The organism is Leisingera sp. (assembly GCF_982940295.1).
In genome coordinates, this window is the sequence record NZ_CEYXRG010000015.1 from 49,640 (window position 1) to 70,582 (window position 20,943).

At 63.1% G+C, this 20,943-nt stretch carries 22 protein-coding genes, 2 tRNA genes and 1 riboswitch; of the genes, 16 read left to right on the forward strand and 8 right to left on the reverse strand.

Features of this window, described 5'->3' with window-relative positions; all coding sequences use genetic code 11:
• Positions 1-8: 8 nt before the first annotated feature.
• From thiB to AC4HIX_RS14230, 3 genes are read left to right on the forward strand one after another with little or no spacing between them, the layout of a single operon-like run.
• Entirely contained in the window at positions 9-986 is a 978-nt protein-coding gene (gene thiB, locus AC4HIX_RS14220; RefSeq protein ID WP_490399432.1) for a thiamine ABC transporter substrate binding subunit, read from the forward strand.
• The gene (locus tag AC4HIX_RS14225; RefSeq protein WP_490399433.1) at positions 962-2,518 is read left to right on the forward strand and encodes a thiamine/thiamine pyrophosphate ABC transporter permease ThiP; all 1,557 of its coding nucleotides are present in this window, start codon (positions 962-964) and stop codon (positions 2,516-2,518) included. The genes thiB and AC4HIX_RS14225 overlap by 25 nt, the downstream gene beginning before the upstream one ends.
• The gene (locus AC4HIX_RS14230; protein WP_490399434.1) at positions 2,505-3,197 is read left to right on the forward strand and encodes a thiamine ABC transporter ATP-binding protein; all 693 of its coding nucleotides are present in this window, start codon (positions 2,505-2,507) and stop codon (positions 3,195-3,197) included. The genes AC4HIX_RS14225 and AC4HIX_RS14230 overlap by 14 nt, the downstream gene beginning before the upstream one ends.
• A 67-nt stretch (positions 3,198-3,264) precedes the next feature.
• On the opposite strand, the gene AC4HIX_RS14235 is transcribed toward AC4HIX_RS14230, so the two are convergent.
• Positions 3,265-3,702, reverse strand: coding sequence for a 6,7-dimethyl-8-ribityllumazine synthase (locus AC4HIX_RS14235; protein ID WP_490399435.1), 438 nt, complete (start codon positions 3,700-3,702; stop codon positions 3,265-3,267).
• A 91-nt stretch (positions 3,703-3,793) separates the two neighbouring features.
• A riboswitch (FMN riboswitch) is annotated at positions 3,794-3,943 on the reverse strand.
• A 51-nt stretch (positions 3,944-3,994) separates the two neighbouring features.
• Complete coding sequence (locus tag AC4HIX_RS14240) at positions 3,995-4,291, reverse strand: antibiotic biosynthesis monooxygenase family protein (protein WP_490399436.1); 297 nt, start codon at positions 4,289-4,291, stop codon at positions 3,995-3,997.
• Between the two features lie 112 nt (positions 4,292-4,403).
• On the opposite strand from AC4HIX_RS14240, the gene AC4HIX_RS14245 reads away from it, so the two are divergent.
• The 4 genes from AC4HIX_RS14245 (at position 4,404) to AC4HIX_RS14260 (ending at position 7,931) form a co-directional block, all read left to right on the forward strand.
• Positions 4,404-5,006, forward strand: coding sequence for a glutathione S-transferase (locus AC4HIX_RS14245; RefSeq protein ID WP_490399437.1), 603 nt, complete (start codon positions 4,404-4,406; stop codon positions 5,004-5,006).
• A gap of 212 nt (positions 5,007-5,218) precedes the next feature.
• Positions 5,219-5,779, forward strand: coding sequence for a ubiquinol-cytochrome c reductase iron-sulfur subunit (petA, locus tag AC4HIX_RS14250; protein WP_490399438.1), 561 nt, complete (start codon positions 5,219-5,221; stop codon positions 5,777-5,779).
• 12 nt (positions 5,780-5,791) lie between these two features.
• On the forward strand, positions 5,792-7,126 hold the full coding sequence (gene petB / locus AC4HIX_RS14255; protein WP_490399439.1) for a cytochrome b: 1,335 nt from the start codon (positions 5,792-5,794) through the stop codon (positions 7,124-7,126).
• A gap of 19 nt (positions 7,127-7,145) precedes the next feature.
• Complete coding sequence (locus tag AC4HIX_RS14260; protein ID WP_490399440.1) at positions 7,146-7,931, forward strand: cytochrome c1; 786 nt, start codon at positions 7,146-7,148, stop codon at positions 7,929-7,931.
• 84 nt (positions 7,932-8,015) lie between these two features.
• On the opposite strand, the gene AC4HIX_RS14265 is transcribed toward AC4HIX_RS14260, so the two are convergent.
• Positions 8,016-8,453: a glyoxalase superfamily protein gene (locus AC4HIX_RS14265; protein ID WP_490399441.1), complete on the reverse strand. Its 438-nt coding sequence runs from the start codon at positions 8,451-8,453 to the stop codon at positions 8,016-8,018.
• Positions 8,454-8,792: 339 nt separating this feature from the next.
• On the opposite strand from AC4HIX_RS14265, the gene AC4HIX_RS14270 reads away from it, so the two are divergent.
• Positions 8,793-9,206, forward strand: a complete 414-nt coding sequence (locus AC4HIX_RS14270; protein WP_490399442.1) for a nuclear transport factor 2 family protein — start codon at positions 8,793-8,795, stop codon at positions 9,204-9,206.
• 17 nt (positions 9,207-9,223) lie between these two features.
• On the opposite strand, the gene mtaB is transcribed toward AC4HIX_RS14270, so the two are convergent.
• Both mtaB and dapF read right to left on the reverse strand, forming a co-directional pair.
• Entirely contained in the window at positions 9,224-10,486 is a 1,263-nt protein-coding gene (gene mtaB / locus AC4HIX_RS14275; protein ID WP_490399443.1) for a tRNA (N(6)-L-threonylcarbamoyladenosine(37)-C(2))-methylthiotransferase MtaB, read from the reverse strand.
• Positions 10,483-11,325, reverse strand: a complete 843-nt coding sequence (gene dapF / locus AC4HIX_RS14280; RefSeq protein ID WP_490399477.1) for a diaminopimelate epimerase — start codon at positions 11,323-11,325, stop codon at positions 10,483-10,485. The genes mtaB and dapF overlap by 4 nt, the downstream gene beginning before the upstream one ends.
• 187 nt (positions 11,326-11,512) lie before the next feature.
• On the opposite strand from dapF, the gene AC4HIX_RS14285 reads away from it, so the two are divergent.
• The 6 genes from AC4HIX_RS14285 (at position 11,513) to AC4HIX_RS14310 (ending at position 16,760) form a co-directional block, all read left to right on the forward strand.
• Positions 11,513-11,588 (forward strand) — tRNA-Lys (locus tag AC4HIX_RS14285).
• Positions 11,589-11,933: 345 nt separating this feature from the next.
• Positions 11,934-12,632 (forward strand): fumarylacetoacetate hydrolase family protein, encoded by a 699-nt coding sequence (locus AC4HIX_RS14290; protein ID WP_490399444.1) that lies wholly within the window; start codon positions 11,934-11,936, stop codon positions 12,630-12,632.
• A gap of 322 nt (positions 12,633-12,954) precedes the next feature.
• On the forward strand, positions 12,955-13,998 hold the full coding sequence (locus AC4HIX_RS14295) for a TRAP transporter substrate-binding protein (RefSeq protein WP_490399445.1): 1,044 nt from the start codon (positions 12,955-12,957) through the stop codon (positions 13,996-13,998).
• An 81-nt stretch (positions 13,999-14,079) separates the two neighbouring features.
• Positions 14,080-14,661: a TRAP transporter small permease gene (locus AC4HIX_RS14300; RefSeq protein ID WP_490399446.1), complete on the forward strand. Its 582-nt coding sequence runs from the start codon at positions 14,080-14,082 to the stop codon at positions 14,659-14,661.
• Complete coding sequence (locus AC4HIX_RS14305) at positions 14,658-16,163, forward strand: TRAP transporter large permease (protein ID WP_475048707.1); 1,506 nt, start codon at positions 14,658-14,660, stop codon at positions 16,161-16,163. The genes AC4HIX_RS14300 and AC4HIX_RS14305 overlap by 4 nt, the downstream gene beginning before the upstream one ends.
• 168 nt (positions 16,164-16,331) lie before the next feature.
• Positions 16,332-16,760, forward strand: coding sequence for an acyl-CoA thioesterase (locus AC4HIX_RS14310; RefSeq protein ID WP_490399447.1), 429 nt, complete (start codon positions 16,332-16,334; stop codon positions 16,758-16,760).
• Between the two features lie 6 nt (positions 16,761-16,766).
• Here the strand turns inward: AC4HIX_RS14310 and AC4HIX_RS14315 are convergent, their stop codons facing one another.
• Together AC4HIX_RS14315 and AC4HIX_RS14320 are read right to left on the reverse strand one after the other, a co-directional pair.
• Positions 16,767-17,969, reverse strand: coding sequence for a winged helix-turn-helix domain-containing protein (locus AC4HIX_RS14315; protein WP_490399448.1), 1,203 nt, complete (start codon positions 17,967-17,969; stop codon positions 16,767-16,769).
• Positions 17,969-18,994: a LacI family DNA-binding transcriptional regulator gene (locus tag AC4HIX_RS14320; RefSeq protein WP_490399449.1), complete on the reverse strand. Its 1,026-nt coding sequence runs from the start codon at positions 18,992-18,994 to the stop codon at positions 17,969-17,971. The genes AC4HIX_RS14315 and AC4HIX_RS14320 overlap by 1 nt, the downstream gene beginning before the upstream one ends.
• 146 nt (positions 18,995-19,140) lie before the next feature.
• On the opposite strand from AC4HIX_RS14320, the gene AC4HIX_RS14325 reads away from it, so the two are divergent.
• A tRNA-Arg gene (locus AC4HIX_RS14325) sits at positions 19,141-19,217 on the forward strand.
• A gap of 130 nt (positions 19,218-19,347) precedes the next feature.
• Here AC4HIX_RS14325 and AC4HIX_RS14330 read toward each other — a convergent pair.
• Positions 19,348-20,367 carry an AraC family transcriptional regulator gene (locus AC4HIX_RS14330; RefSeq protein ID WP_490399450.1) on the reverse strand — a complete coding sequence of 340 codons (1,020 nt, stop codon included), beginning with the start codon at positions 20,365-20,367 and terminating at the stop codon, positions 19,348-19,350.
• A 125-nt stretch (positions 20,368-20,492) separates the two neighbouring features.
• Between AC4HIX_RS14330 and AC4HIX_RS14335 the strand changes: the two genes are divergently transcribed.
• On the forward strand, positions 20,493-20,936 hold the full coding sequence (locus AC4HIX_RS14335) for a cupin domain-containing protein (protein WP_490399451.1): 444 nt from the start codon (positions 20,493-20,495) through the stop codon (positions 20,934-20,936).
• The last annotated feature ends 7 nt before the right edge of the window (positions 20,937-20,943 follow it).

Here is a 20,943-nt window from a genome sequence, read left to right on the forward strand (position 1 = left end):
AGGATGGCATGAAACATCTTGCATTTGCTGCGGGACTGCTTGGCGCCTCGGCAGCGTTTGCCGAAGCGCCCGAACTGGTCGTTTACACCTATGACAGCTTTGTTTCCGACTGGGGCCCGGGCCCGGCGGTGGAGAAAGCCTTTGAAGAGGTCTGCAGCTGCGACCTGAAGCTGGTCGGCGCGGGCGACGGTGCGGCGCTGCTGGCGCGGGTCAAACTGGAGGGCGAACGCTCCGACGCGGATGTCGTGCTGGGGCTCGACACCAACCTGACCGCGGCGGCCAAGGAAACCGGCCTGTTTGCCGAGCATTCGGTCAGCGCTGACTATGCGCTGCCGGTTGAATGGAACGACGCGACCTTTGTGCCCTATGACTGGGGCTACTTTGCCTTTGTCCATAACGCTGACGCCGCGGCGCCAGCGGATTTCAAGGCGCTGGCCGCCAGCGACACCAAGATCGTCATTCAGGACCCGCGCTCTTCGACCCCTGGTCTGGGGCTGCTCTTGTGGGTGAAGGCCGCCTATGGCGAGGAGGCGCCGGAGATCTGGAAGGGTCTTTCCGACAATGTCGTGACCGTGACCAAGGGCTGGTCCGAGGCCTATGGTATGTTCCTGGAGGGCGAGGCTGACATGGTGCTCTCCTACACCACCTCGCCTGCGTACCACCTGATTGAGGAGGAAGATGCCTCCAAGGCTGCCGCGGCTTTCGACGAAGGCCACTACATGCAGGTGGAGGTTGCCGGCAAGCTGGCGAACAGCGACCAGCCGGAGCTGGCGGACCAGTTCCTGGCCTTCATGGTGTCGGATGCGTTCCAGTCGGTCATCCCGACCACCAACTGGATGTATCCGGCGGTGACACCGGCGGCGGGTCTGCCGGAAGGATTCGACACCCTGATCGCGCCGGAGAAATCGCTGCTGCTGAGCGAGTCTGAAGCGGCTGAGGTCCGTGATGCGGCGCTGGGCGAATGGCTGGACGCGCTCAGCCAGTAAGCGCCTTTCCCGGGATCAGCGCAGCCCTGCTGGTGGCTGCGCTGATCTTGGGGACGCTGGGGGCTGTGGCCCTCAGGGCGGAGGCCGGCACCGGGTTTGGCGCCAGTGACTGGGCCGCGCTGCGGTTCACGCTGACCCAGGCAAGCCTGTCGGCGCTGTTGAGCGTCGGTCTTGCCATTCCCGTTGCCCGCGCGCTGGCGCGGCGGCGGTTTCCCGGGCGGCGGCTGCTGATTGCTCTGCTGGGCGCGCCCTTCATCCTGCCTGTCATTGTTGCCATCCTGGGTCTCCTGGCGGTCTTCGGCCGGGCAGGCTGGCTGAGCCAGGGGCTGATCTCCCTTGGGTTAGAGCCTGTTCAGATCTATGGCCTGCACGGGGTGGTTCTGGCGCATGTGTTCTTCAACCTGCCGCTGGCTACCCGGCTGATCCTGCAGGGCTGGCAGGAGATGCCTGCCGAGCGCTTCCGCGTGGCGGCGCAGCTCGATGCCGGGCCGCTGGCGATGTGGCGGCTGCTGGAAGGGCCGATGCTGCGGCGGGTGGCGCCGGGGGCGCTGGCGGTGGTCTTTGCCATTTGCTTGTCGAGCTTTGCGGTGGCGCTGACCCTGGGCGGAGGCCCCAGGGCCACCACGATAGAGCTGGCGATTTATCAGGCGTTCCGGTTTGATTTTGACTTGGGCCGGGCGGCGCTGTTGTCGGGCATGCAGCTACTGCTGACAGGCGCCGCCGCACTGGTGGCGCTGCGGGTTTCGGCAGGGGAGGGCTTTGGGGCCGGACTGGACCGCGTGGTGCGGCGCTGGGACGGGCAAAGCGCCTTGGCGCGCGGCCTGGATGGCTTTTGGATTGTGCTGTCCGCTGCCTTTCTGCTTCTGCCGCTGGCGGCAATTGTGCTGGCCGGGCTGCCGGGGCTGGCGGGCTTGAAAGGCACGGTCTGGCAGGCTGCCGGGACCTCCATTCTGGTGGCTGCGCTCAGCACCGTGATCCTGCTGCTGCTGGCCCTGCCGATGGCCGCCGCCGTGGCGGCGGGGCGGAACGGCGTGACCGAGCTGTCCGGTATCCTGGGGCTTGCGGCCTCGCCGCTGGTGATCGGCACCGGGCTGTTCATTCTGATCTACCCCATAACCGATCCGTTTGCGCTGGCGCTGCCGGTGACGGCGATGGTCAATGCGGTGATGGCGCTGCCTTTTGCGATGCGGATCCTGGTGCCGCGTGCGCGCGAGGTGCTGGCGCGGTATGGCCGCCTGTCGCTGTCGCTGGATATGCGGGGCTGGGCTTTTGTCCGGCGGGTTTACCTGCCGCGGATGCGGGCGCAGACGGGGTTTGCCGCCGGGCTGGCGGCTGCGCTGTCGATGGGCGATCTTGGGGTGGTGGCGCTGTTTGCCGACCCGGATTTCGCAACGCTGCCGTTGCAGATCTACCGTTTGATGGGGGCCTACCGGATGGAAGCGGCTGCGGCTGCGGCGCTGCTTTTGCTGATTCTGTCGATGGGGGCATTCTGGATTTTGGATCGCGGAGGGCGCTGGCATGCTGAGGCTTGAGACTTGCCGGATCATGAACGGCGATTACGCGGTGGAGGCGGATCTGGAGATCAGTCCCGGCGCTTGCGTTGCGGTGATCGGGCCGTCAGGTGCCGGGAAATCCACGCTGGTGGAGGCGGTCGCCGGTTTTCTGCCGGTGACCCGGGGGCGGATTTCGTGGAACGGGTCGAACCTGACGCACAGGCCGCCGGGCAAGCGTCCGGTGGCGATGCTGTTTCAAGATGGCAACCTGTTCCCGCATATGACTGTGGCGCAGAATGTGGGCTTGGGGCTGCATGCGAACCTGCGGCTGAGCCAGGCTGAGTGGAGCCGGGTGGACGCGGCCTTGGAACGGGTCGGGCTTGGCGGCATGGGCGCGCGCAAGCCAGCGGCGCTGTCGGGCGGCCAGCAGAGCCGGGTGGCCTTGGCGCGGGTGCTGGTGCAGGGGCGCGATATTCTGCTGCTGGATGAGCCCTTTGCGGCGTTGGGGCCGGCCCTGAAGACGGAGATGCTGGACCTGGTCGCGGAGCTGGCGCGCGAGAACGGCGCGACAGTGCTGATGGTCAGTCACGATCCCAATGACGCGCGCAGGATTGCCGATCAGGTGGTGCTGGTGGCGGAGGGCAGGGCTTATCCGCCGAGAGCGACGGCGGAGCTGCTGGATAACCCGCCGCCTGCCCTGAAGGCGTATTTGGGGTAGTCTTTGGCCGGGCCGCTTGTGGCCAGGCCTGCGCCCGCCTGCTCCCGGGCGGGCGCAGGCCTCTGTTTTATGCGGCCCGCGCCGTTTCCCGCGTTTTGGTGATCATCAATGCGGCACTGGCGGCTTCGTTGCCTTTCTGCACGAAGTGCGCGCGGTAGATCGCGTTGTGATGCTCCGTCTCCTGATACTGATGCGGGGTCAGCGAGACCGAAAGCACCGGCACCCCGGTGTCCATGCTGGCGCGCATCAGACCGTCGACCACGGCCTGGGCCACAAAGTCATGCCGGTAGATGCCACCGTCGACGACTAGCGCAGCGCAGGCGACGGCGGCGTATTTTCCGGTCCTGGCCAGCTCCTGTGCCAGCAGCGGCATCTCGAAGGCTCCGGGGACGTCGAACACGTCGACCTGATCCGCCGGGATCAGCTGGAGGAAGCCTTCCAGCGCGCGGTCGACAATATCTGCGTGCCATTGCGCCTTGATGAAGGCATAGCGGGTGTGTGTCATGTCGTAATCTCCTTGTGTGTCTGACACGTCACCCAAGGCGATCACGAACGGCAGGCGCACGCAGGGCTGAAAAACCCAAAGCGGTCCTGACGCACGTTCTCTTCCATCCGGACTGTGACCGTCGGCTCTGGAGTTGCACCAGATCTGCTGACACTTCCAAAACCTCGGAAGCCGCTCGCGGGCTTGCGGGACGTGCCCGCTTACCGCCGGTGGGGAATTCCGCCCCGCCCTGAGAACGCCGGGACTGTGGCAAGCGGCGGAGATTCCTGCAAGCGGGAATTGCGGCACGGTGTCAGGTATCGACCAAGTCGTAGTGCTTGATGGTGCGCGACTCGACCAGCTCAGCTTCGGCGGGGTCGATGTGCGGGCTGGTGTAATCCTCGCCCACGAAGGCCTTGAGGGAGGCCAGGTCCTTCCAGACCATGACAAAGCTGAATTCTCGCGGGGTTTCGGCGCGCGGCGCGCCGGGCAGTACAGAGACGATGCCGTCAGTGCCTTTCATCAGCGGGATTGCTGTTTCATGGAAGAACTTGCTGAACTCGGCTTCCTTGCCCGGACGGATGACAACCTGAAATATTCGCATGATCATTGGGGGTCTCCTGCCACTTGTTACACAGACCCAGTTTAACACAGTGCGGTGATTGCCCCTTCCCCTCAGGCCCGCTTGCATTAGGCTGCGGCCAAACAGCGGAGGATTTTCCATGAGGCTCACCTATTCCCAAGCATCACCCTTTGCCCGCAAGGTCGTTGTGCTGCTGCATGAAACCGGGCAGGCGGACGATGTTGAAATCTTTGATGTCACCACCACGCCCTTGAAGCCCAGCCCGGATGTGAAGGCCAGCAACCCGCTGGCCAAGATCCCGGCGCTGGAGCGCAATGACGGGCCGGCGCTGTATGACAGCCGGGTGATCTGCGCCTATCTGGATGAGCGGGCAGGCGGCAAGCTGTATGGCCGCGGCTGGGACAGCAAGGTGCTGGAAGCAACCGCTGACGGGATCATGGATGCGGCCGTGCTGATGTCCTATGAAAAACGGCTGCGCCCAGAACAAAAGCAGTGGGACGGCTGGCTGGACGCACAGCAGAGCAAGGTTCTGGGCGGCTGCGCGGCGCTGAATGCGCGTTGGATGAGCCATCTGCGTGGGCCGTTGGATATCGGCCAGATCGCGGTGGCCTGCGCGCTGGCCTATGTGGACTTCCGCCACCCGGATACAAACTGGCGCCAGGGCAACGAGGCGCTGGCTGAGTGGTTTTCCGAGTTCGAATCGCGCCCGTCGATGCAGGCGACAAAACCGCCTGCGGCGTGAGCCCAGCCTCTTGAAACGGACGGGTGCCGCAACGATATGGGTGCGGCACTGTCACACAGGCGTGACAGAATCGCCGTCTGCGGCTTTCTGCGCGCCCATGACCGCTGGACGAACGGCTCTCTCCCCGCTAGACACGCGCCAGAGTCACTGCGAGCAATCGCGGTGCATGCGCATGTTTGCCCTAAACGGGCGCTGGAATTGGAGAAAACCTCGTGTCCCACGCAGAAGACCACGAAGGAACCCGGAGAGATTTCCTCTACTACGCCACTGCCGGCGCCGGGGCAGTGACCGCGGGTGCCGCCGTATGGCCCCTGGTCAACCAGATGAACCCCTCCGCCGACGTTAAAGCGCTGTCCTCGATCCTGGTCGATGTCAGCGGCGTGGAAGTAGGCACGCAGATTTCGGTCATGTTCCTGGGCAAGCCGGTGTTCATCCGCCGCCGCACCCAGGAAGAGATCGAGGCCGCACGTGCCGTGGAGCTGTCCGAGCTGATCGACCCGCGGTCGGAAAACCCGAACAAACCGGGCACCGACGCGGCGGACGTGAACCGCACCATGGACGACGCCGGCGAATGGCTGGTGATGATGGGTGTTTGCACCCACCTCGGCTGTGTGCCGCTGGGCGACGGTGCCGGCGAATTCAACGGCTGGTTCTGCCCCTGCCACGGCTCGCACTACGACACCGCAGGCCGCATCCGCAAAGGTCCGGCGCCGGAGAACCTGCACGTGCCGGTGGCTGAGTTCACCGACGCCAACACCATCAAGCTGGGATAAGGAAACGCGCTCATGTCCGGTATTCCCCACGACCATTACGAGCCGAAGACAGGCGCAGAGAAGTGGCTGCACAGCCGCCTGCCCATCGTCGGCCTGATCTATGACACCATCATGATCCCCACCCCCAAGAACCTGAACTGGTGGTGGATCTGGGGCATCGTCCTGGCGTTCTGCCTGGCGCTGCAAATCGTCACCGGCATCGTCCTGGTGATGCACTACACCCCGCATGTCGACATGGCGTTTGCCTCCGTCGAGCACATCATGCGCAACGTTAACGGCGGCCATATGCTGCGCTACCTTCACATGAACGGCGCTTCGCTGTTCTTTGTTGCTGTCTACATCCACATCTTCCGCGGCCTGTACTACGGCTCCTACAAGGCGCCCCGCGAGATCACCTGGATTGTCGGCATGCTGATCTACCTGCTGATGATGGGCACCGCCTTCATGGGCTACGTGCTGCCGTGGGGTCAGATGTCCTTCTGGGGCGCCACCGTGATCACCGGCCTGTTCGGCGCGATCCCGTTCATCGGCGAAGCAATCCAGACCTGGCTGCTGGGCGGCCCGGCGGTGGACAACTCCACCCTGAACCGCTTCTTCTCGCTGCACTACCTGCTGCCCTTCGTGATCGCAGCGCTGGTTATCGTGCACATCTGGGCCTTCCACACCACGGGCAACAACAACCCCACCGGCGTTGACGTGCGTAAAGGCTCCAAAGCCGAAGCGGAGAAAGACACCCTGCCGTTCTGGCCGTACTTCGTGATCAAGGACTTCCTGGGCCTGGCCGTTGTGCTGGTTGTGTTCTGGGCGATTGTCGGCTTTATGCCGAACTACCTGGGCCACCCGGACAACTATATCGAAGCCAACCCGCTGGTGACCCCGGCGCACATCGTTCCGGAATGGTACTTCCTGCCGTTCTACGCGATCCTGCGTGCCTTCACCTCCGAGGTCTGGGTTGTGCAGTTCGCCTCCTTCATCACCGGCGGCATCGTGGATGCGAAGTTCTTTGGCGTGATCGCCATGTTCGGCGCGATCCTGGCGATGGCTCTGGCGCCCTGGCTGGACACCTCGCGGGTCCGTTCGGGCCGCTACCGTCCGATGTTCAAGTGGTGGTTCGCGCTGCTGGTGATCGACTTCTTTGCCCTGATGTGGCTGGGCGCGATGCCGGCGGAAGAGCCCTATGCATCGTTCTCGCTGATCGCATCGGCCTATTGGTTCGGCTACTTCTTCGTGATCCTGCCGCTGCTGGGCGTGATCGAGAAGCCGCTGCCGCAACCGGCGACCATCGAAGAGGATTTCGAAGCCCACTATGGCAAGAAATCTTCTGCTGAAGCCACTCCTGCCGAGTAAGAAGAAGGAACACCTAGCAATGTTCAAGAAACTGGCAACCGGTGCCGCCTTCGCTCTGGCCCTGATCCCTGCTGCGTCTTTCGCAGCAGGCGGGGCAGGCCACATCGAAGACTATGACTTCTCCTTCGAGGGTCCGTTCGGCACCTATGACCGCAACCAGCTGCAGCGCGGCCTGCAGGTCTACACCGAAGTTTGCGCAGCCTGCCACGGTCTGAAGCTGGTGCCGATCCGCACGCTGTCGGACGAAGGCGGCCCGCAGATGCCCGAAGATCAGGTGCGCGCTTACGCAGCTGACAACTTCAGCGTCTACGATCCGGCACTGGACGAAGACCGCCCGGCCAAGCCGGTCGATCACTTCCCGGAAAACAACAACGCCGGCGCTCCGGATCTCAGCATGATGGCCAAGGCGCGCGCGGGCTTCCACGGCCCTTACGGCCTGGGTCTGAACCAGCTGTTCAAAGGCATGGGCGGTGCCGAATACATCGCCTCGCTGCTGGCAGGTTACACCGGTGAGACCAAGGAAGAAGCAGGCACCACCTTCTATGAAAACACCGCCTTCCCGGGCGGCTGGATCTCGATGGCGCCGCCGCTGTCGGATGAGCAGGTGGAATACGCCGACGGCCACGCCAACGACGTGGAAGCCATGTCGCAGGACGTCGCGGCCTTCCTGATGTGGACTGCCGAGCCCAAGATGATGGCACGCAAGCAGGCCGGTTTTGTCGGCGTGCTGTTCCTGACCGTGCTGTCGGTGCTGCTGTATCTGACCAACAAGAAGCTGTGGGCGCCGGTTAAGGGCAAAGAGTAATCCCTGGATGGCTGACAGCTTGAAACAACGAACCCCCGCAGAGTTCTGCGGGGGTTTTTATTCTTGAGGGCGCGGCCCGGCAGTTTACGCCAGCGGGCTGACCGTCAGGTGGGGGAGGCCGTTTGAGGTCTTCTGCGGCGAGCGGTCGTCTGCATTGATGACTGCCGACACCCGGTGGCGCCAGGACGAGAAGCTTTCGAATTGGACCACATCGACGGGCGCGTCGAACTGCAGCGTGACCCGCCGGTGGCCGCTGCTGCCGCAAGCGGCGAGCGCGTGGACATAACCGGTGAACGGCTGTCCCAGGTAGCGGCCTTCGACCCGCATGCCGACCTGAAGCTCCGGCGCGTTGGACGCGCGCGCAGAGAGAGTGTTCCAGTCGCGGAAGCCATAATACTGAGCGATCCGCTCCAGGGCGGTGCTATGGCTGATGGGCTGGCCCTGAGTCTCAGAATGCTTGCGCAGCAGGCGTGCTTCGGCCTTGAGTTGCGGAACGGTTGGAAGGGCAGAGTGTGTCTGCATGGATGTACCTTTCGCAAAAGGGTGCATATGCCGTTGCAGACAGGGCTCGCGTTGCTGTCCGGGCGCGCACCCAGGCGTCAGGATAAACCTTATCCGGATTTCACCATGGCCAGAGGCCGCGAGCGGCAGGTATCCGGGACCTTGGCTTGGTCATAGCGTGGCCTGAGCCGGGGCGCAAACCATCAAAGACTGGGCCTGCCGGGGCAGTTGCGCCTGCGCCGCTCCTCTCGTGCGGGAACTTTTGCGCCTCGCTTCCTGTCTGTGACACGCTTGACGGAGTGCAGGGCAGAGGCGCACCCTTTAAAGGTTGTATATTTTTTACGAGTGGGAGGAGTTGCAATGTCCGGTCAATCGAATGCAGAGATCCTGCGCGAGGCCATGGACCGCTGGAACGCCTGCAAAGCGGGGGATCTGGCTATGTGGGACGATTACACCAGCGAGGACATGTGCCTGCGTTCGCTGGCGGAGGGGGGGCACGGTCTGGATTTCAGTGCGGCGCGGAACGGGCGTGAGGAACTGCGCAGCTATTTGTCCGAATTGACCAGCGCATTCGAAATGGAGCATTGGACGCTGGAAGAAACGGTTTCAGAAGGCGACCGGGTGGTGGGGCTGGGCACCACTGCCTGGACTTGCAAGGCCACTGGCAAGCGCGTGAAGACTCCTATCGCCGTAGTGTGCCGGTTCCGGTACGGGCGTATTTGCGAACTGCATGAATTCTACGACACGGCGTCGGTGGCAGCTGCTGCCTGCTAAAATGAGCAGGGCGTTGATCAGGCCGTCAGCTGGCTGCCTGTCACGCCGGTAATGGCGGCGGTAACGATCTGGCCTTCGTCCTGCGGTTCCGTGAACGCCACCTCGGTGAATTGCTCGGTGCGGCCCATGTGCGGGTTTTCCATCAGGATACGGTGGATCTTGCCGACCTGTCCGGCCAGATGGCGGGAGACCTGGGCATCGCCGGCAGCCCGCAGACGTGCGGCGCGGTCCTTGATGATGTTGCCGTTCACCTGGCTGGGGATTCTGGCCGCCGGGGTGCCCTCGCGCTTGGAATAAGGGAAGACGTGCAGCCAGGTCAGATCGCAGTCTGTGACCAGTTTCAGCGAGTTCTCGAAATGCGCATCGGTTTCGGTCGGGAAACCCGCGATGATGTCGGCGCCAAAGGTCATTTCCGGGCGCAGCTTGCGGGCCTCCTCGCAGAAGGCGATGGCATCGTCGCGCAGGTGGCGCCGGGCCATGCGCTTGAGAATCAGGTCGTCGCCGTGTTGCAGCGACAAGTGCAGATGCGGCATCAGCCGCGGCTCGGTGGCGATCGCCTGCATCAGGTTCTCGTCCGCCTCGATCGAATCGATCGAGGAAATGCGCAGGCGCGGCAGGTCCGGCACCAGCTTGAGGATCCGCATTACCAGGTCGCCCAGGCGCGGCTGGGCGGGCAGATCGGCGCCCCAGGAGGTGAGGTCCACTCCGGTCAGAACCACCTCGTTATAGCCCTTGTCCACCAGCCGCTTGATCTGGTCGATCACCACGCCTGCGGGAACAGAGCGGGAGTTGCCGCGGCCGTAGGGAATGATGCAGAAGGTGCAGCGGTGATCGCAGCCGTTCTGGACCTGCACATAAGCGCGGGAGCGGGTGCCGAAACCGTCGATCAGGTGGCCTGCGGTTTCCGTCACCGACATGATGTCGTCGACCTGGACCTTCTCGGTGGTGCCGATGAAATCCGGGCCTTTGGCGATCTGCTGCCAGGTTTCCGGCTGCATCTTCTCGGTATTGCCGATGACGCGGGTGACCTCCTCCATCGCGGCGAAGGTTTCCGGTTCGGTCTGGGCGGCGCAGCCGGTGACGATGATCGGCGCCTCGGGGTTTTCCCGGCGCAGGCGGCGGATTTCCTGACGCGCCTTGCGCACCGCCTCAGCCGTCACCGCGCAGGTGTTCACCACAACGGCATTGGCAAGCCCCGCCTGCTGGCTGAGCTCCTTCATCGCCTCCGTCTCATAGGCGTTGAGGCGGCAGCCGAGGGTGGTGAACTTGGGGACGCTCATGCCAGTGTTTCCAGGAATTCGCGGGTGAAGGTGCCGTCAAAGACATGCATGGTCGGGCCGGTCATCCAAACGCCGTCCTCGGCCCAGTCGATCCACAGGGTGCCGCCATCTAGGTCTATTTGCACTTTGCGGCCCGTCAGCCCGCGGCGGGCGGCGGCAACGGCGGTGGCGCAGGATGAGGAGCCAGAGGCCAGGGTCACCCCCACCCCGCGCTCCCACACGCGCATGCGGATGCGGTCGGGGCCGGTCACCTGCGCGACCTGCACATTGGTGCGCTGGGGGTAGAGCGGGTGGTGCTCGTAGCGGTGGCCGAATTCCTCCAGCGGAATGACCTCTGCGTCCTCGACAAAGAAGGTGCAATGCGGATTGCCCATTCCGGTGGCAGTGGGTCCACCCTCGATCGGCAGCTCCAGCGTGTCCGCTTCCTCGGCCAGCGGAATGTCTTGCCAGTCAAGCTGCGGCGCGCCCATGTTGACGGAGGTGAGGCCATTGCCGGCATCGCGGGCGTAAAGATCGCCGCGGCCGGTGGTCAGGTGCAGCTCGGGCTTGCCGCTTTCCAGGATCAGGTGGCGCGCCACGCAGCGGGTGGCATTTCCGCAGGCGCCGGAGGTGGAGCCATCGGCATTGTAGAAGGTCAGATGCGCGTCGCCCTTGCCATTTGAAATCACGGTCAGCTGGTCGAACCCGACGCCGAACTGGCGGTGGGCGATTCCCTTGGCCATTGCCGGAGTGATGGCTATGTCCTGCGCGCGCGCATCGACAACGACGAAATCGTTGCCCAGCCCGTGCATCTTCATGAAGGGGAGTGCGGTATCTGCGGAGGTGCTCATGGCGGGCATATAGACCCGGCGCAAAGATGAATCCAGCCTTCGGCGAGAAAAGTTGAAAAAAGGGGTTGACCCCCCGCGCTACTCCCCCTAGATACGCCGCCTATCGGGACAGCAAGACACACGCTGCCAAGCAGTTCCGAAGCGAAATAAGTGCTTGAACCTTCTGGGAAAAACACTTAGACCGCGACGAAGAAGTGGGCCGTTAGCTCAGTTGGTAGAGCAACTGACTTTTAATCAGTGGGTCGCAGGTTCGAATCCTGCACGGCTCACCACTTCCTCCCAAAAACACCGCTGAATACTATTAAGACGCTGATCCCCTTCGGGATTCCTGCGGCCGTCCGGATGTGCATACCGGTGTTTACAGGAGAGTTGGCGAAGCCCTCCCCCTTTCGGTGTAATACGCTGAGTGTTTGCGCTCGCTTCAGCCAAGTTCGTTTCCTGCTTTGAGGCAGCAGCGTGTTTCAACGGGGCAGTGCAACCGGCGGAACTTCGGCGGAGGCGCCGATGGTCTGTGCATGGGTTAGGAAATTCAACTCGTTAGGTGCCGTAAGCAGGGTTTACAGGCTCATTGTTTGTGGGTCTGACTAGGCGGGAGGCCATACCAAAAGGATATTCAGATGGGTGAGGTTCTGTTTGCTCTGCCGGCGACGCCGGTGATTCCGGTTGCCCGGGAGGCCGCAGGCTATCCCGTCGGGCGGGTGTTTTGTGTCGGACGCAATTATGCAGCACACGCCGCTGAGATGGGAAACGAAGTTGACCGGGAGGCCCCCTTCTATTTCACCAAGGCGGCGGTCAATGCGGTGCTGTCAGGTTCGGAGGTGCCCTATCCGCCGGGCACGGAGAACTTCCATTATGAAATGGAGCTGGCCGTGGCCATCGGGGCGCCGGTGTTCCGGGCGTCACCGGAGGAAGCCCGGGATGCGGTTTTCGGCTACGGCTGTGCCCTGGACATGACCCGGCGTGATCTGCAGATCCGCGAACGGCAAAAACAGCGGCCCTGGGATCTGGGCAAGGACCTGGAGAACGGCACGGTCCTGGCACCGCTGACCCGGGTGGCAGATTGGGGCGGCCCGGAGAAGCAGCGGATCTGGCTGGAGGTGAACGGGGAGACCCGGCAGGATGCCACGCTGGAGGAAATGATCTGGTCGGTGGAGGAGATCATCTGCCATCTGTCAGGGTTTTACCATTTGCGCCCCGGGGACCTGATTCTGACCGGCACGCCTGCCGGGGTAGGCCCGGTGCAAGGCGGCGACCGGATGCGCGGCGGGATTGACGGGCTTGTGCCGGTAGAGCTGTCCCTGACTGCAGCGGAATGACGCAAGGCTGGGCAGCAAACGAATATTGTTGCTTTGCGGTGGTTTCAATATGTATCAATTTGAATGTGATTGCGGGAGCTTCGTAACATATCAAGCGGAGAATCTGCTTGCGGCAAGAGCCGGCAGGCAGATTTCATGAGTAAAAAATGCATAATCTGCTGTTGATGGTTACAAACGCACCTAATAGCAGAGAAGCAGCCGGTTCGATAAACGAACCTTTTGCAGGGCTCTGACGGCAGAAACGGAAAGATAATCGCTGGTTTCCGCAGCAAAGTTGCGAAGGCGGGAAACCGGCAAGGGATGAGGTCAAAGGGAGGACGATATGACCACTCGGAGAAAGCTACTGGGCGCCGTTGGCGCGGCAGCTGTTGCAGCATTCTGCGCGGCACCGGCATTTGCGCAGGAGGTGACACTGAAGCTGCACCAGTTCCTGCCGGCGCAGGCGAACGTGCCGAAACTGATCCTGGATGTCTGGGCGGACAACGTCGAGGAATCCTCGGGCGGGCGCATCAAGGTTGACCGCTTTCCGTCGATGCAGCTGGGCGGCAAGCCGCCGGAGCTGATGGACCAGGCCATTGACGGCGTCGCTGACATCGTCTGGACCGTGGTGGGCTATACCCCGGGCCGCTACCCCTCGACCGAGGTGTTTGAGCTGCCGTTCATGATGACCAACGCACGCGCCGTGTCGCATGCCTATTGGGAAATGTTCGACAAGCACATGAAGGACACCGAGTTCAAGGATGTGAAGATCCTGGGCACCTGGGTGCATGGGCCGGGCATGATCCATACCGCCGATCCGGTGGAGACTCCGGAAGACCTGGAAGGCATGAAGATCCGCGGCGGCGGCCGTTCGGTCAACGCGCTGCTGACCGAGCTGGGCGCGACCCCGGTCGGGATGCCGGTTCCGGCGATCCCGGAAGGCCTGTCCAAGGGCGTGATCGACGGCACCACCATTCCGTGGGAAGTGACCGCGGCGCTGAAGGTTCCGGAGCTGGTGGAGAACCACACCGAGTTCACCGGCAAGGCGCTTTATACTCTCACCTTCGTTCTGGCGATGAACAAGGAGAAGTACGAGAGCCTGCCGGATGACCTGAAGAAGGCCATCGACGACAACTCCGGACTGGAGTTCTCGGTCTTTGCCGGCGGCACACAGGCGGATTCGGACGGCCCCTCGCGCGAGATGGCGCTGGACCTGGGCAACAACGTCATCACCCTGGACGAGGACCAGACAGCAATCTGGCGCGAACGTGCGCAGCCGATCTATGACCAGTGGATCGCTGACATGAAGGAAAAAGGCATCGACGGTGCCGCGCTGATCGAGGAAGCCAGCGGGCTGATCGAGAAATACACGCCGCAGTACCAGTAAGGCGTTTGAATTGATAAAGGTGAAGGGCCGCGCGGCATTGGCACTGCGGCCCTTTGCATACCGGAACAAGGCAACTGAACCATGCACAAGCTCATGATGCGGCTGGCCAAATCAATGGCCTACCTGGGCGGTGCGGTCCTCACTCTTCTGATCATTCTGACATGTGTTTCGATCGCTGGGCGCTTGCTCAACGGTTTCTTCCATGGCGATTTGATGGAGCGGATTGCACCAGGGTTTTCGAAATGGATGACGGGCTGGGTCGGGCCGGTGAACGGCGACTTCGAGCTGGTTGAGGCCGGTGTGGCCTTTGCCATCTTCGCCTTTCTGCCGTTGTGCCAGATCACGGCAGGCCATGCCTCGGTCGATGTGGTGGCCAATGCGTTTCCGCGCGGTGTGAAACGGTTTCTGCGGATGGTGACCGAAATTGTCTTTGCCGCGGTGCTGGTGCTGATCGCCTGGCGGCTGGCGGACGGTCTTGCAGGCAAGTACTCCAATGGCGAGACCTCCTTCCTGCTCGAATTTCCGATTTGGTGGGCCTACGCCATCAGCCTGGTGGCAGCCGTCGTGGCGGCCATCGTGGGCACTTACATGGGTGCGGTGCGCACCATCGAATTCTTTACCGGCCGGATCCTGATCTGGGACGGCGTGGAGGGTGAACAGTGACGGCTCTTGAAATTGGCATTGCCTCCTTTCCGGTTTTGATGATTCTGATCTTTCTGCGGGTGCCGATCGGGCTCTCGATGTTCCTGGTCGGCCTTGGCGGGCTGATCTGGGTGACGGATGGCACGCAGGTCGCATTCGGGCGGCTGAAAAGCGAGACCTATACCACCTTTTCCTCCTATTCGCTGACCATCGTGCCGATGTTCCTGCTGATGGGGCATTTCGCGACGCTGGGCGGCATGTCCACAGCGCTGTTCAAGGCGGCCGAAGGGTTCCTGGGGCACCGCAAGGGCGGGGTCGCGATGGCAGCGATTGGCGCCTGTGCGGGTTTTGGTGCGATCTGCGGCTCGTCGCTGGCAACCGCGGCCACCATGGGCCGGGTCGCATTGCCGGAGCTGAAGCAATACGGCTATGCCGGCGGGTTTTCGACCGCGACACTGGCGGCAGGCGGCACGCTGGGCATCCTGATCCCACCCTCGGTTGTCCTGGTGATCTATGCGATCCTGACCGAGCAGAACATTGCCAAGCTGTTCCTGTCGGCCTTCATCCCCGGCCTGCTGGCGGCATTGGGCTATGTGATTGCGATTTCCATTTACGTCCGCCTGTTCCCGGAAAGCGCGGGCACCCGCCCGCCGGTTCCGATGCGTGACCGCTTTGCCGCGCTGTTCCATGTCTGGCCGGTGCTGCTGGTGTTTGGTCTGGTTGTCGGCGGCATTTACCTGGGCTGGTTCACCCCGACCGAAGGCGCGGCCGTGGGGGCCTTTGGCACCGGGTTCATCGCCTGGACCAACGGCGGGCTGAACCGCGAGACTCTGGCGGACAGTTTCCTGGTGACGGCGCGCTCCACCGCGATGATCTTCTTCATCGTGCTGGGCGCAGGCTTCTACAACGGGTTCCTGGCACTGACCAAGGTGCCGCAGGAACTGGCGGACCTGGTTGTCAGCCAGGGACTCAGCCCCTGGATGGTGCTGGCACTGATCCTCGCCTTCTATCTGGTGTTCGGCTGTCTGATGGACTCGCTCTCGATGATCCTGCTGACCATCCCGATCTTCTTCCCGGTGATCTCTGCCTTGGACTTTGGTCTGCTGTCCCTGCCCGCGATGCAGGCGGATGCGGCGATGGAGGTGCTGAAGGCCGGCGTGCCGGAGGGGATGGGGGCAGAAATGCTTGCCTCGATACAGGATGCCATCGCCACAGGGGCGGAGCTGACCCGTGAGCAGATGAAGGAGCTGGGCATCCGGGTGACCGAAGGCCGGGTGAACCGGATCGAGGCGGAATATGTCGCTATCTGGTTCGGTGTGCTGGTGCTGATCGTGGTGGAGGTGGGCCTGATTACCCCGCCGGTGGGCATGAACCTGTTCATCATCAACGCGATGGACCGCAAGACCAAGATGATCGACACCTACAAGGCGGTCATGTTCTTTGTCGCCTCCGACCTGATCCGGGTGGTCATCCTGGTGGCCTTCCCGATCATCACGCTGCTGCCGCTGATGCTGATGCAGTAACGCGCTGCCCTCTCCCGCCCCGCGCGGGTGGGGGCTGGCTGCCGGATCTGATCCAGTGCCGCTACCGCGCCTGTTTGTTGACGCAGCGGCGCTTAGGGTCCGTGCCGTTTGATACCGCGGACTCGCGCCGGTAGGATCCAATTGAAGAAATATGCAGGGCGGCAGGAAATGGCAGGGTACGACGCTTTCGTTTATGAAATCCGTGTGGGCTGGGGCGATTGCGACCCGGCGCGGATTGCCTATACCGGGCGGCTGCCTGCCTTTGCCTTGGAAGCGATCGACGCCTGGTGGGAGCATCACCTGGACGGTGACGGCTGGTATCAGATGGAACTGGACCGCGGCACCGGCACACCGTTTGTGCATATGAGCATCGACTTCCGGTCCCCTGTCACGCCCCGCCACCGGCTGATGTGCGAAGTTTGGCCGGCTGCCTTGGGCAGTAAGTCGGTGACCTTCCGGGTCAATGCACGGCAGGACGGGGTGCTGTGTTTCGAGGGCAAATTTATCTGTGTCTTCATCGCCCCTGAGACCTTCACCGCCAAATCCGCACCGGAAGACTACCGGGCGGTGATCGAGGCGCAACTGCGGCCCGAGTAGGGCCGGTCAGCGCAGCCAGCCATCAGAGAACGCCACCGCGCTGACACCTGCAAACCGCGCCACCCGGTCCAGCTCCGCCTCCAGCCGCCTGATGCGGGCCGCGCCCCATTTCACGCCCCTCTCCGGCCAGACGGCGGTCACGCGCAGCAAGTCTGCGTCGCGGTCTGCTTTCATGTCGATGCGGCCCGCAAGGCGTTCGCCCTCCATCAGCGGGAAGACATAATAGCCGTATTGCCGTTTTGGGGCGGGGGTGAAGACCTCGATCCGGTAGTGGAAGCCGAACAGGCGCTCAGCCCGCTTACGGTCGCGCAGGGCCGGGTCGAAGGGGCTGAGGACCCGCATCCGGCCCGGCGCCGGACCAAGATCCGCCGCTGCTTCGATGGTGCCAGGACGGCTGAACACCTTGCGCAGGTTGCCGACCGCCTGCTCAATTTCGATCTCTTCCAGCTCGCCCCGACGCAGCTGTTCCACACACCAGGCCTTGGCTTCCGCCGGAGAGGCCGTGTCCCAGAAGGCGGCGAGCTCTCCCGATGTGGCAAAGCCCAGCCGGTCCAAGGCGGCAGAGCACAGCCAGTTGACCGTCGCCGCCTCATCGCAGCGGGCACCGGGACGCAGTTGCTCCTCGATCACCCGCTCCGTCAGGTCATAACGTTTCTGAAACCCCTCACGCCCCACCACCGTCAGCGCACCAGAACGCCAGAGGTATTCCAGCGCGGTTTTGGACGGGTGCCAGTCCCACCAGCCGCCTGAGCCCTTTTTCTCGTCCTTGCCAACGTCGGAAGAGCTGACCGGCCCGTGATCGCGGACGTGGTTCAAGACGGTTTCAAACTGCGCCTCGAACCCGTCGCGCCGCCAGTTGCGCCAGCGTTTGCGCAAGAGCTCGGTGTCGCGTTGAAACCTGAGATGCCAGTGCGGGTAAAACGCCATCGGGATCATCGCGGCGTCATGGGTCCAATGCTCAAACAGCCCGCGGTCCAGCTCGTAAAGCCGTTTGAGGTTTTGCGCCCGGTAGCCCGGCCGACGGGAATAGAGGATCACGTCATGGGCGCGCGCGACAGTGTTGATGCTGTCGAGCTGCACGAACCCCAGCTGCTGGATCAGGTCCAGCAGATCCTGGCCTTTGGCTGGACCCGCGGGCTTTTCCAGCAGCGCGTGGCGGTCCAGGAACAGCCGCCGCGCGCTTTGGTTGCCAAGCCGCCGCAGCGCCATCAGCGCCGTTTCAGCGTATCGCCAAAAGAGATGGTCGGGGTCAGTGTTACGTGAGTCTCGATCTCCGCGTCCGGATCCTCCAGCTGCGCGGCAATGATCTCAGCCGCCTTGCGGCCGATTTCCAGGCGGCAGGCATCCATGGTGGCAAGCTTGCGCGGCAGCCCCTGCAGCAGCTCCACGCCGTTGAAACCGGCAAGGCCGATTTGGCCGGGCACGTCGATGCCCTGATCCAACAGGTACAACAAACCGCCTGCACCGATCATGTCGTTGGAATAATAGAGGAAATCCAGCTCCGGCGAACGTTCCAGCATGGCTTGGGTCATCTCGCGCCCCTTGGCCAGGGCCGAGCCGCCGGAATAAAATTCGCGGTCCTCGATCTCCACACCTTCCTTGGCCAGCGCCTCGGTAAAGCCTTCGAAGCGTTTGCGGGCGCGGTGGTCGAGCGGCATCTTGGTGCCCATGAAGCCGATGTGGCGGTATCCCGCCTTGAGGATCGCCTTGGCCATCTCACGCCCCGCACGCCGGTGGGAAATGCCGACCATCGCATCTACCGGTTTGCCGTCGGTGTCCATGATCTCCACCACCGGGATGCCGGCGCTGTTCAGCATGGCGCGGGCGGCTTCGGTATGCTCCAGCCCTGCGATGATCACGCCGGAGGGGCGCCAAGAGAGCATCTCGTACAGCACCTTTTCCTCTTTTTCCGGCTGATAATCGGTAACGCCGACAACGGGCTGCAGCTCGGTGTTTTCCAGCACCTTGTTGATGCCGGTCAGCACCTCGGGGAACACCATGTTGGACAGCGACGGGATAATCACCGCAACCAGATTCACCCGGTTCGAGGCCAGCGCACCCGCAATCTTGTTGGGCACATAGCCCAGTTCCTTGGCGGCGCTCAGCACTTTGGTGCGCGTCTTCTCCGACACGTCTCCGCGGTTGCGCAGCACGCGGCTCACGGTCATTTCGGAAACACCGGTCGCCTCTGATACATCGCGAAGGGTGAGCGGGCGCTTGCTGTCCGTTGTCACGTTATTGAGCCTCTTGTTACTGCTGCATTCAGGTTAGCGCAGACATCTGCTGCTGCACAATGGAAACTGCGCGCGGCAAAACAGCTGCTGGCACGGTCCATCCCATTGTGATCGCAGGATGGATTTGCTATCGCGTAAACACGCGCGGCCCCGTGGCTCAACTGGATAGAGCAGCCCCCTCCTAAGGGGCAGGTTGCAGGTTCGAATCCTGCCGGGGTCGCCAATTTCTGCAATCGAAAATCCGTGGATTCACTTTTGAATTCCTTGGCCGGCCGACCTTTGTTGGTTCCAGCGACGCTACCGGAAGCTGGATGCGCCCGCCAAGCAAACTTGGCGTGTCCGGGAGATTATGATCAAGAGGATGGTTCCGGAAAGCCGGACGCCGCGCGGGTGGTGCTGGGTAGCTCGCCAAAGCGCGCGCGGTAAAGCTGGGAAAACCGGCCCAGGTGGGAAAAGCCGCTGTCATATGCGATGCTGCTGACCGGCGTCCCGGCAGGGCGGGACAGCAGCAGGTAGCGGGCCAGATCCAGCCGCAGGTCGCGCAGGTATTCCACCGGGGTCAGGCCGAAATGCTGGCGGAACCCGGCTTGCAGGGTGCGGATGCTGCAGCCGGCCGCGGCGGCAATGGCAGTGACAGTCAGCGGCTCAGCCGCATTAGCGTGGATAAAGTCCTGCGCACGGCGGATCTGGAGGCTGCTGCCTTGGGGCGCGCGAGGGGACAAAAGATGGCGGATATTGCTTTGCTGGTGGGTCAGCAGGCCGAGGATCAGCTGCTCCTCGATCACCTGCTGCTGCAGCGCGCTCCAGTGGCCGAAACCGGCCCGGGCGTCGGTGGCGCGGACGCAGGCGATGAATTGCCGGGTCCAGCTCTGCAGAGGCCCGGTGCCGAGCGGTGCCGCAGTGTCAAAGACCACCGGCTCGGACAGTGGCAGCCCGGCTGCACGCTCGGCTAACCCGTGCAGTGCGTCCCGGTCGATTTGCAGAAGCAGCATCTGGCAGTCGGCGTGCCAGGTCATCCGGGTTGCCCGGGTCGGGTTGAGAACGGTGGCCTGACCGGTGTGCGAGTCCACCGCTGCGGCGCCGTTGGCGACTTGGGCGGTGCCGCAGAGGGGCATTTGCACCAGATAGAAGTCCCTCAGTTCACCGGGGTCGATCTGCACGGCGGAGCCATAGCTCAGGTAATTGAGAGACAGGCTGCCCCCGGGCACATGATTGTGGCGGGTGCCGAAGCCACGGGTCCTGCCGGCAGGCCGCAGGCGGTGGTCGCAGAATTTCTGCGCCACCAGCGCGCGGGCCTCGTCAAGGTCGCGGCTGTTAAATTGCCGCCACGCGCGCAAAGGCTCGTGCTTCTGTGATGGCTGCTGCCGGGTCATCCGCGCAGCCTAACACGGTTCTGAAATCAGGCAATCGCGCGCGTCTGCGCTATTTTGCGCATTCTGGATAATCCTTTTCCACTGCTGCACCTAGGCTCAATGAATGAGCGATAAGGGAGGAAACTATGGCTCTGGATCAGGGAATCACCAAGGCGGCCGGCGGGCTGGAGGGCTTGTCCTGGAATGTCGTCGGGCACACCTATACGCCCAAGCTGCACAGCGAGAACGCATTTATCTGGCACGCGGTCATTCCGGACGGAACCTTTGTGCCGCCGCATGTGCACCCCACCCAGGATGAGTGGATCACCATGCTGGAAGGCACGCTGGACGTCGAGTTCGGCGGTGAGGTTTACCAGGCCGGGCCGGGCGACACGGTGCGGATGCCGATGGGGGTGGCGCATGGCATCTTCAACCGTTCAGGAGCAGAGGCTACCTGCGTTTTCGGGGTGGCGCCGTCGCGCAAGCTGTTCGAGCTGTTCTCTGCGCTGGACGGGGTGACTGATCCGGAAGAGCTGGTGCGGCTGTCGGCATTGCACGAGGTCGATTTCCTGCCGCCGCCGTCGGAATAAGGGAGGC

Excerpts from the sequence above, each read along its gene's own strand:
- thiB (WP_490399432.1), top strand. The coding sequence starts at position 9 with ATGAAACATCTTGCATTTGCTGCGGGACTGCTTGGCGCCTCGGCAGCG.
- AC4HIX_RS14225 (WP_490399433.1), top strand. The coding sequence starts at position 962 with ATGGCTGGACGCGCTCAGCCAGTAAGCGCCTTTCCCGGGATCAGCGCA.
- AC4HIX_RS14230 (WP_490399434.1), top strand. The coding sequence starts at position 2,505 with ATGCTGAGGCTTGAGACTTGCCGGATCATGAACGGCGATTACGCGGTG.
- AC4HIX_RS14235 (WP_490399435.1), bottom strand. The coding sequence starts at position 3,702 with ATGACACACACCCGCTATGCCTTCATCAAGGCGCAATGGCACGCAGAT.
- AC4HIX_RS14240 (WP_490399436.1), bottom strand. The coding sequence starts at position 4,291 with ATGATCATGCGAATATTTCAGGTTGTCATCCGTCCGGGCAAGGAAGCC.
- AC4HIX_RS14245 (WP_490399437.1), top strand. The coding sequence starts at position 4,404 with ATGAGGCTCACCTATTCCCAAGCATCACCCTTTGCCCGCAAGGTCGTT.
- petB (WP_490399439.1), top strand. The coding sequence starts at position 5,792 with ATGTCCGGTATTCCCCACGACCATTACGAGCCGAAGACAGGCGCAGAG.
- AC4HIX_RS14260 (WP_490399440.1), top strand. The coding sequence starts at position 7,146 with ATGTTCAAGAAACTGGCAACCGGTGCCGCCTTCGCTCTGGCCCTGATC.
- AC4HIX_RS14265 (WP_490399441.1), bottom strand. The coding sequence starts at position 8,453 with ATGCAGACACACTCTGCCCTTCCAACCGTTCCGCAACTCAAGGCCGAA.
- AC4HIX_RS14270 (WP_490399442.1), top strand. The coding sequence starts at position 8,793 with ATGTCCGGTCAATCGAATGCAGAGATCCTGCGCGAGGCCATGGACCGC.
- mtaB (WP_490399443.1), bottom strand. The coding sequence starts at position 10,486 with ATGAGCGTCCCCAAGTTCACCACCCTCGGCTGCCGCCTCAACGCCTAT.
- dapF (WP_490399477.1), bottom strand. The coding sequence starts at position 11,325 with ATGCCCGCCATGAGCACCTCCGCAGATACCGCACTCCCCTTCATGAAG.
- AC4HIX_RS14290 (WP_490399444.1), top strand. The coding sequence starts at position 11,934 with ATGGGTGAGGTTCTGTTTGCTCTGCCGGCGACGCCGGTGATTCCGGTT.
- AC4HIX_RS14295 (WP_490399445.1), top strand. The coding sequence starts at position 12,955 with ATGACCACTCGGAGAAAGCTACTGGGCGCCGTTGGCGCGGCAGCTGTT.
- AC4HIX_RS14300 (WP_490399446.1), top strand. The coding sequence starts at position 14,080 with ATGCACAAGCTCATGATGCGGCTGGCCAAATCAATGGCCTACCTGGGC.
- AC4HIX_RS14310 (WP_490399447.1), top strand. The coding sequence starts at position 16,332 with ATGGCAGGGTACGACGCTTTCGTTTATGAAATCCGTGTGGGCTGGGGC.
- AC4HIX_RS14315 (WP_490399448.1), bottom strand. The coding sequence starts at position 17,969 with ATGGCGCTGCGGCGGCTTGGCAACCAAAGCGCGCGGCGGCTGTTCCTG.
- AC4HIX_RS14330 (WP_490399450.1), bottom strand. The coding sequence starts at position 20,367 with ATGACCCGGCAGCAGCCATCACAGAAGCACGAGCCTTTGCGCGCGTGG.
- AC4HIX_RS14335 (WP_490399451.1), top strand. The coding sequence starts at position 20,493 with ATGGCTCTGGATCAGGGAATCACCAAGGCGGCCGGCGGGCTGGAGGGC.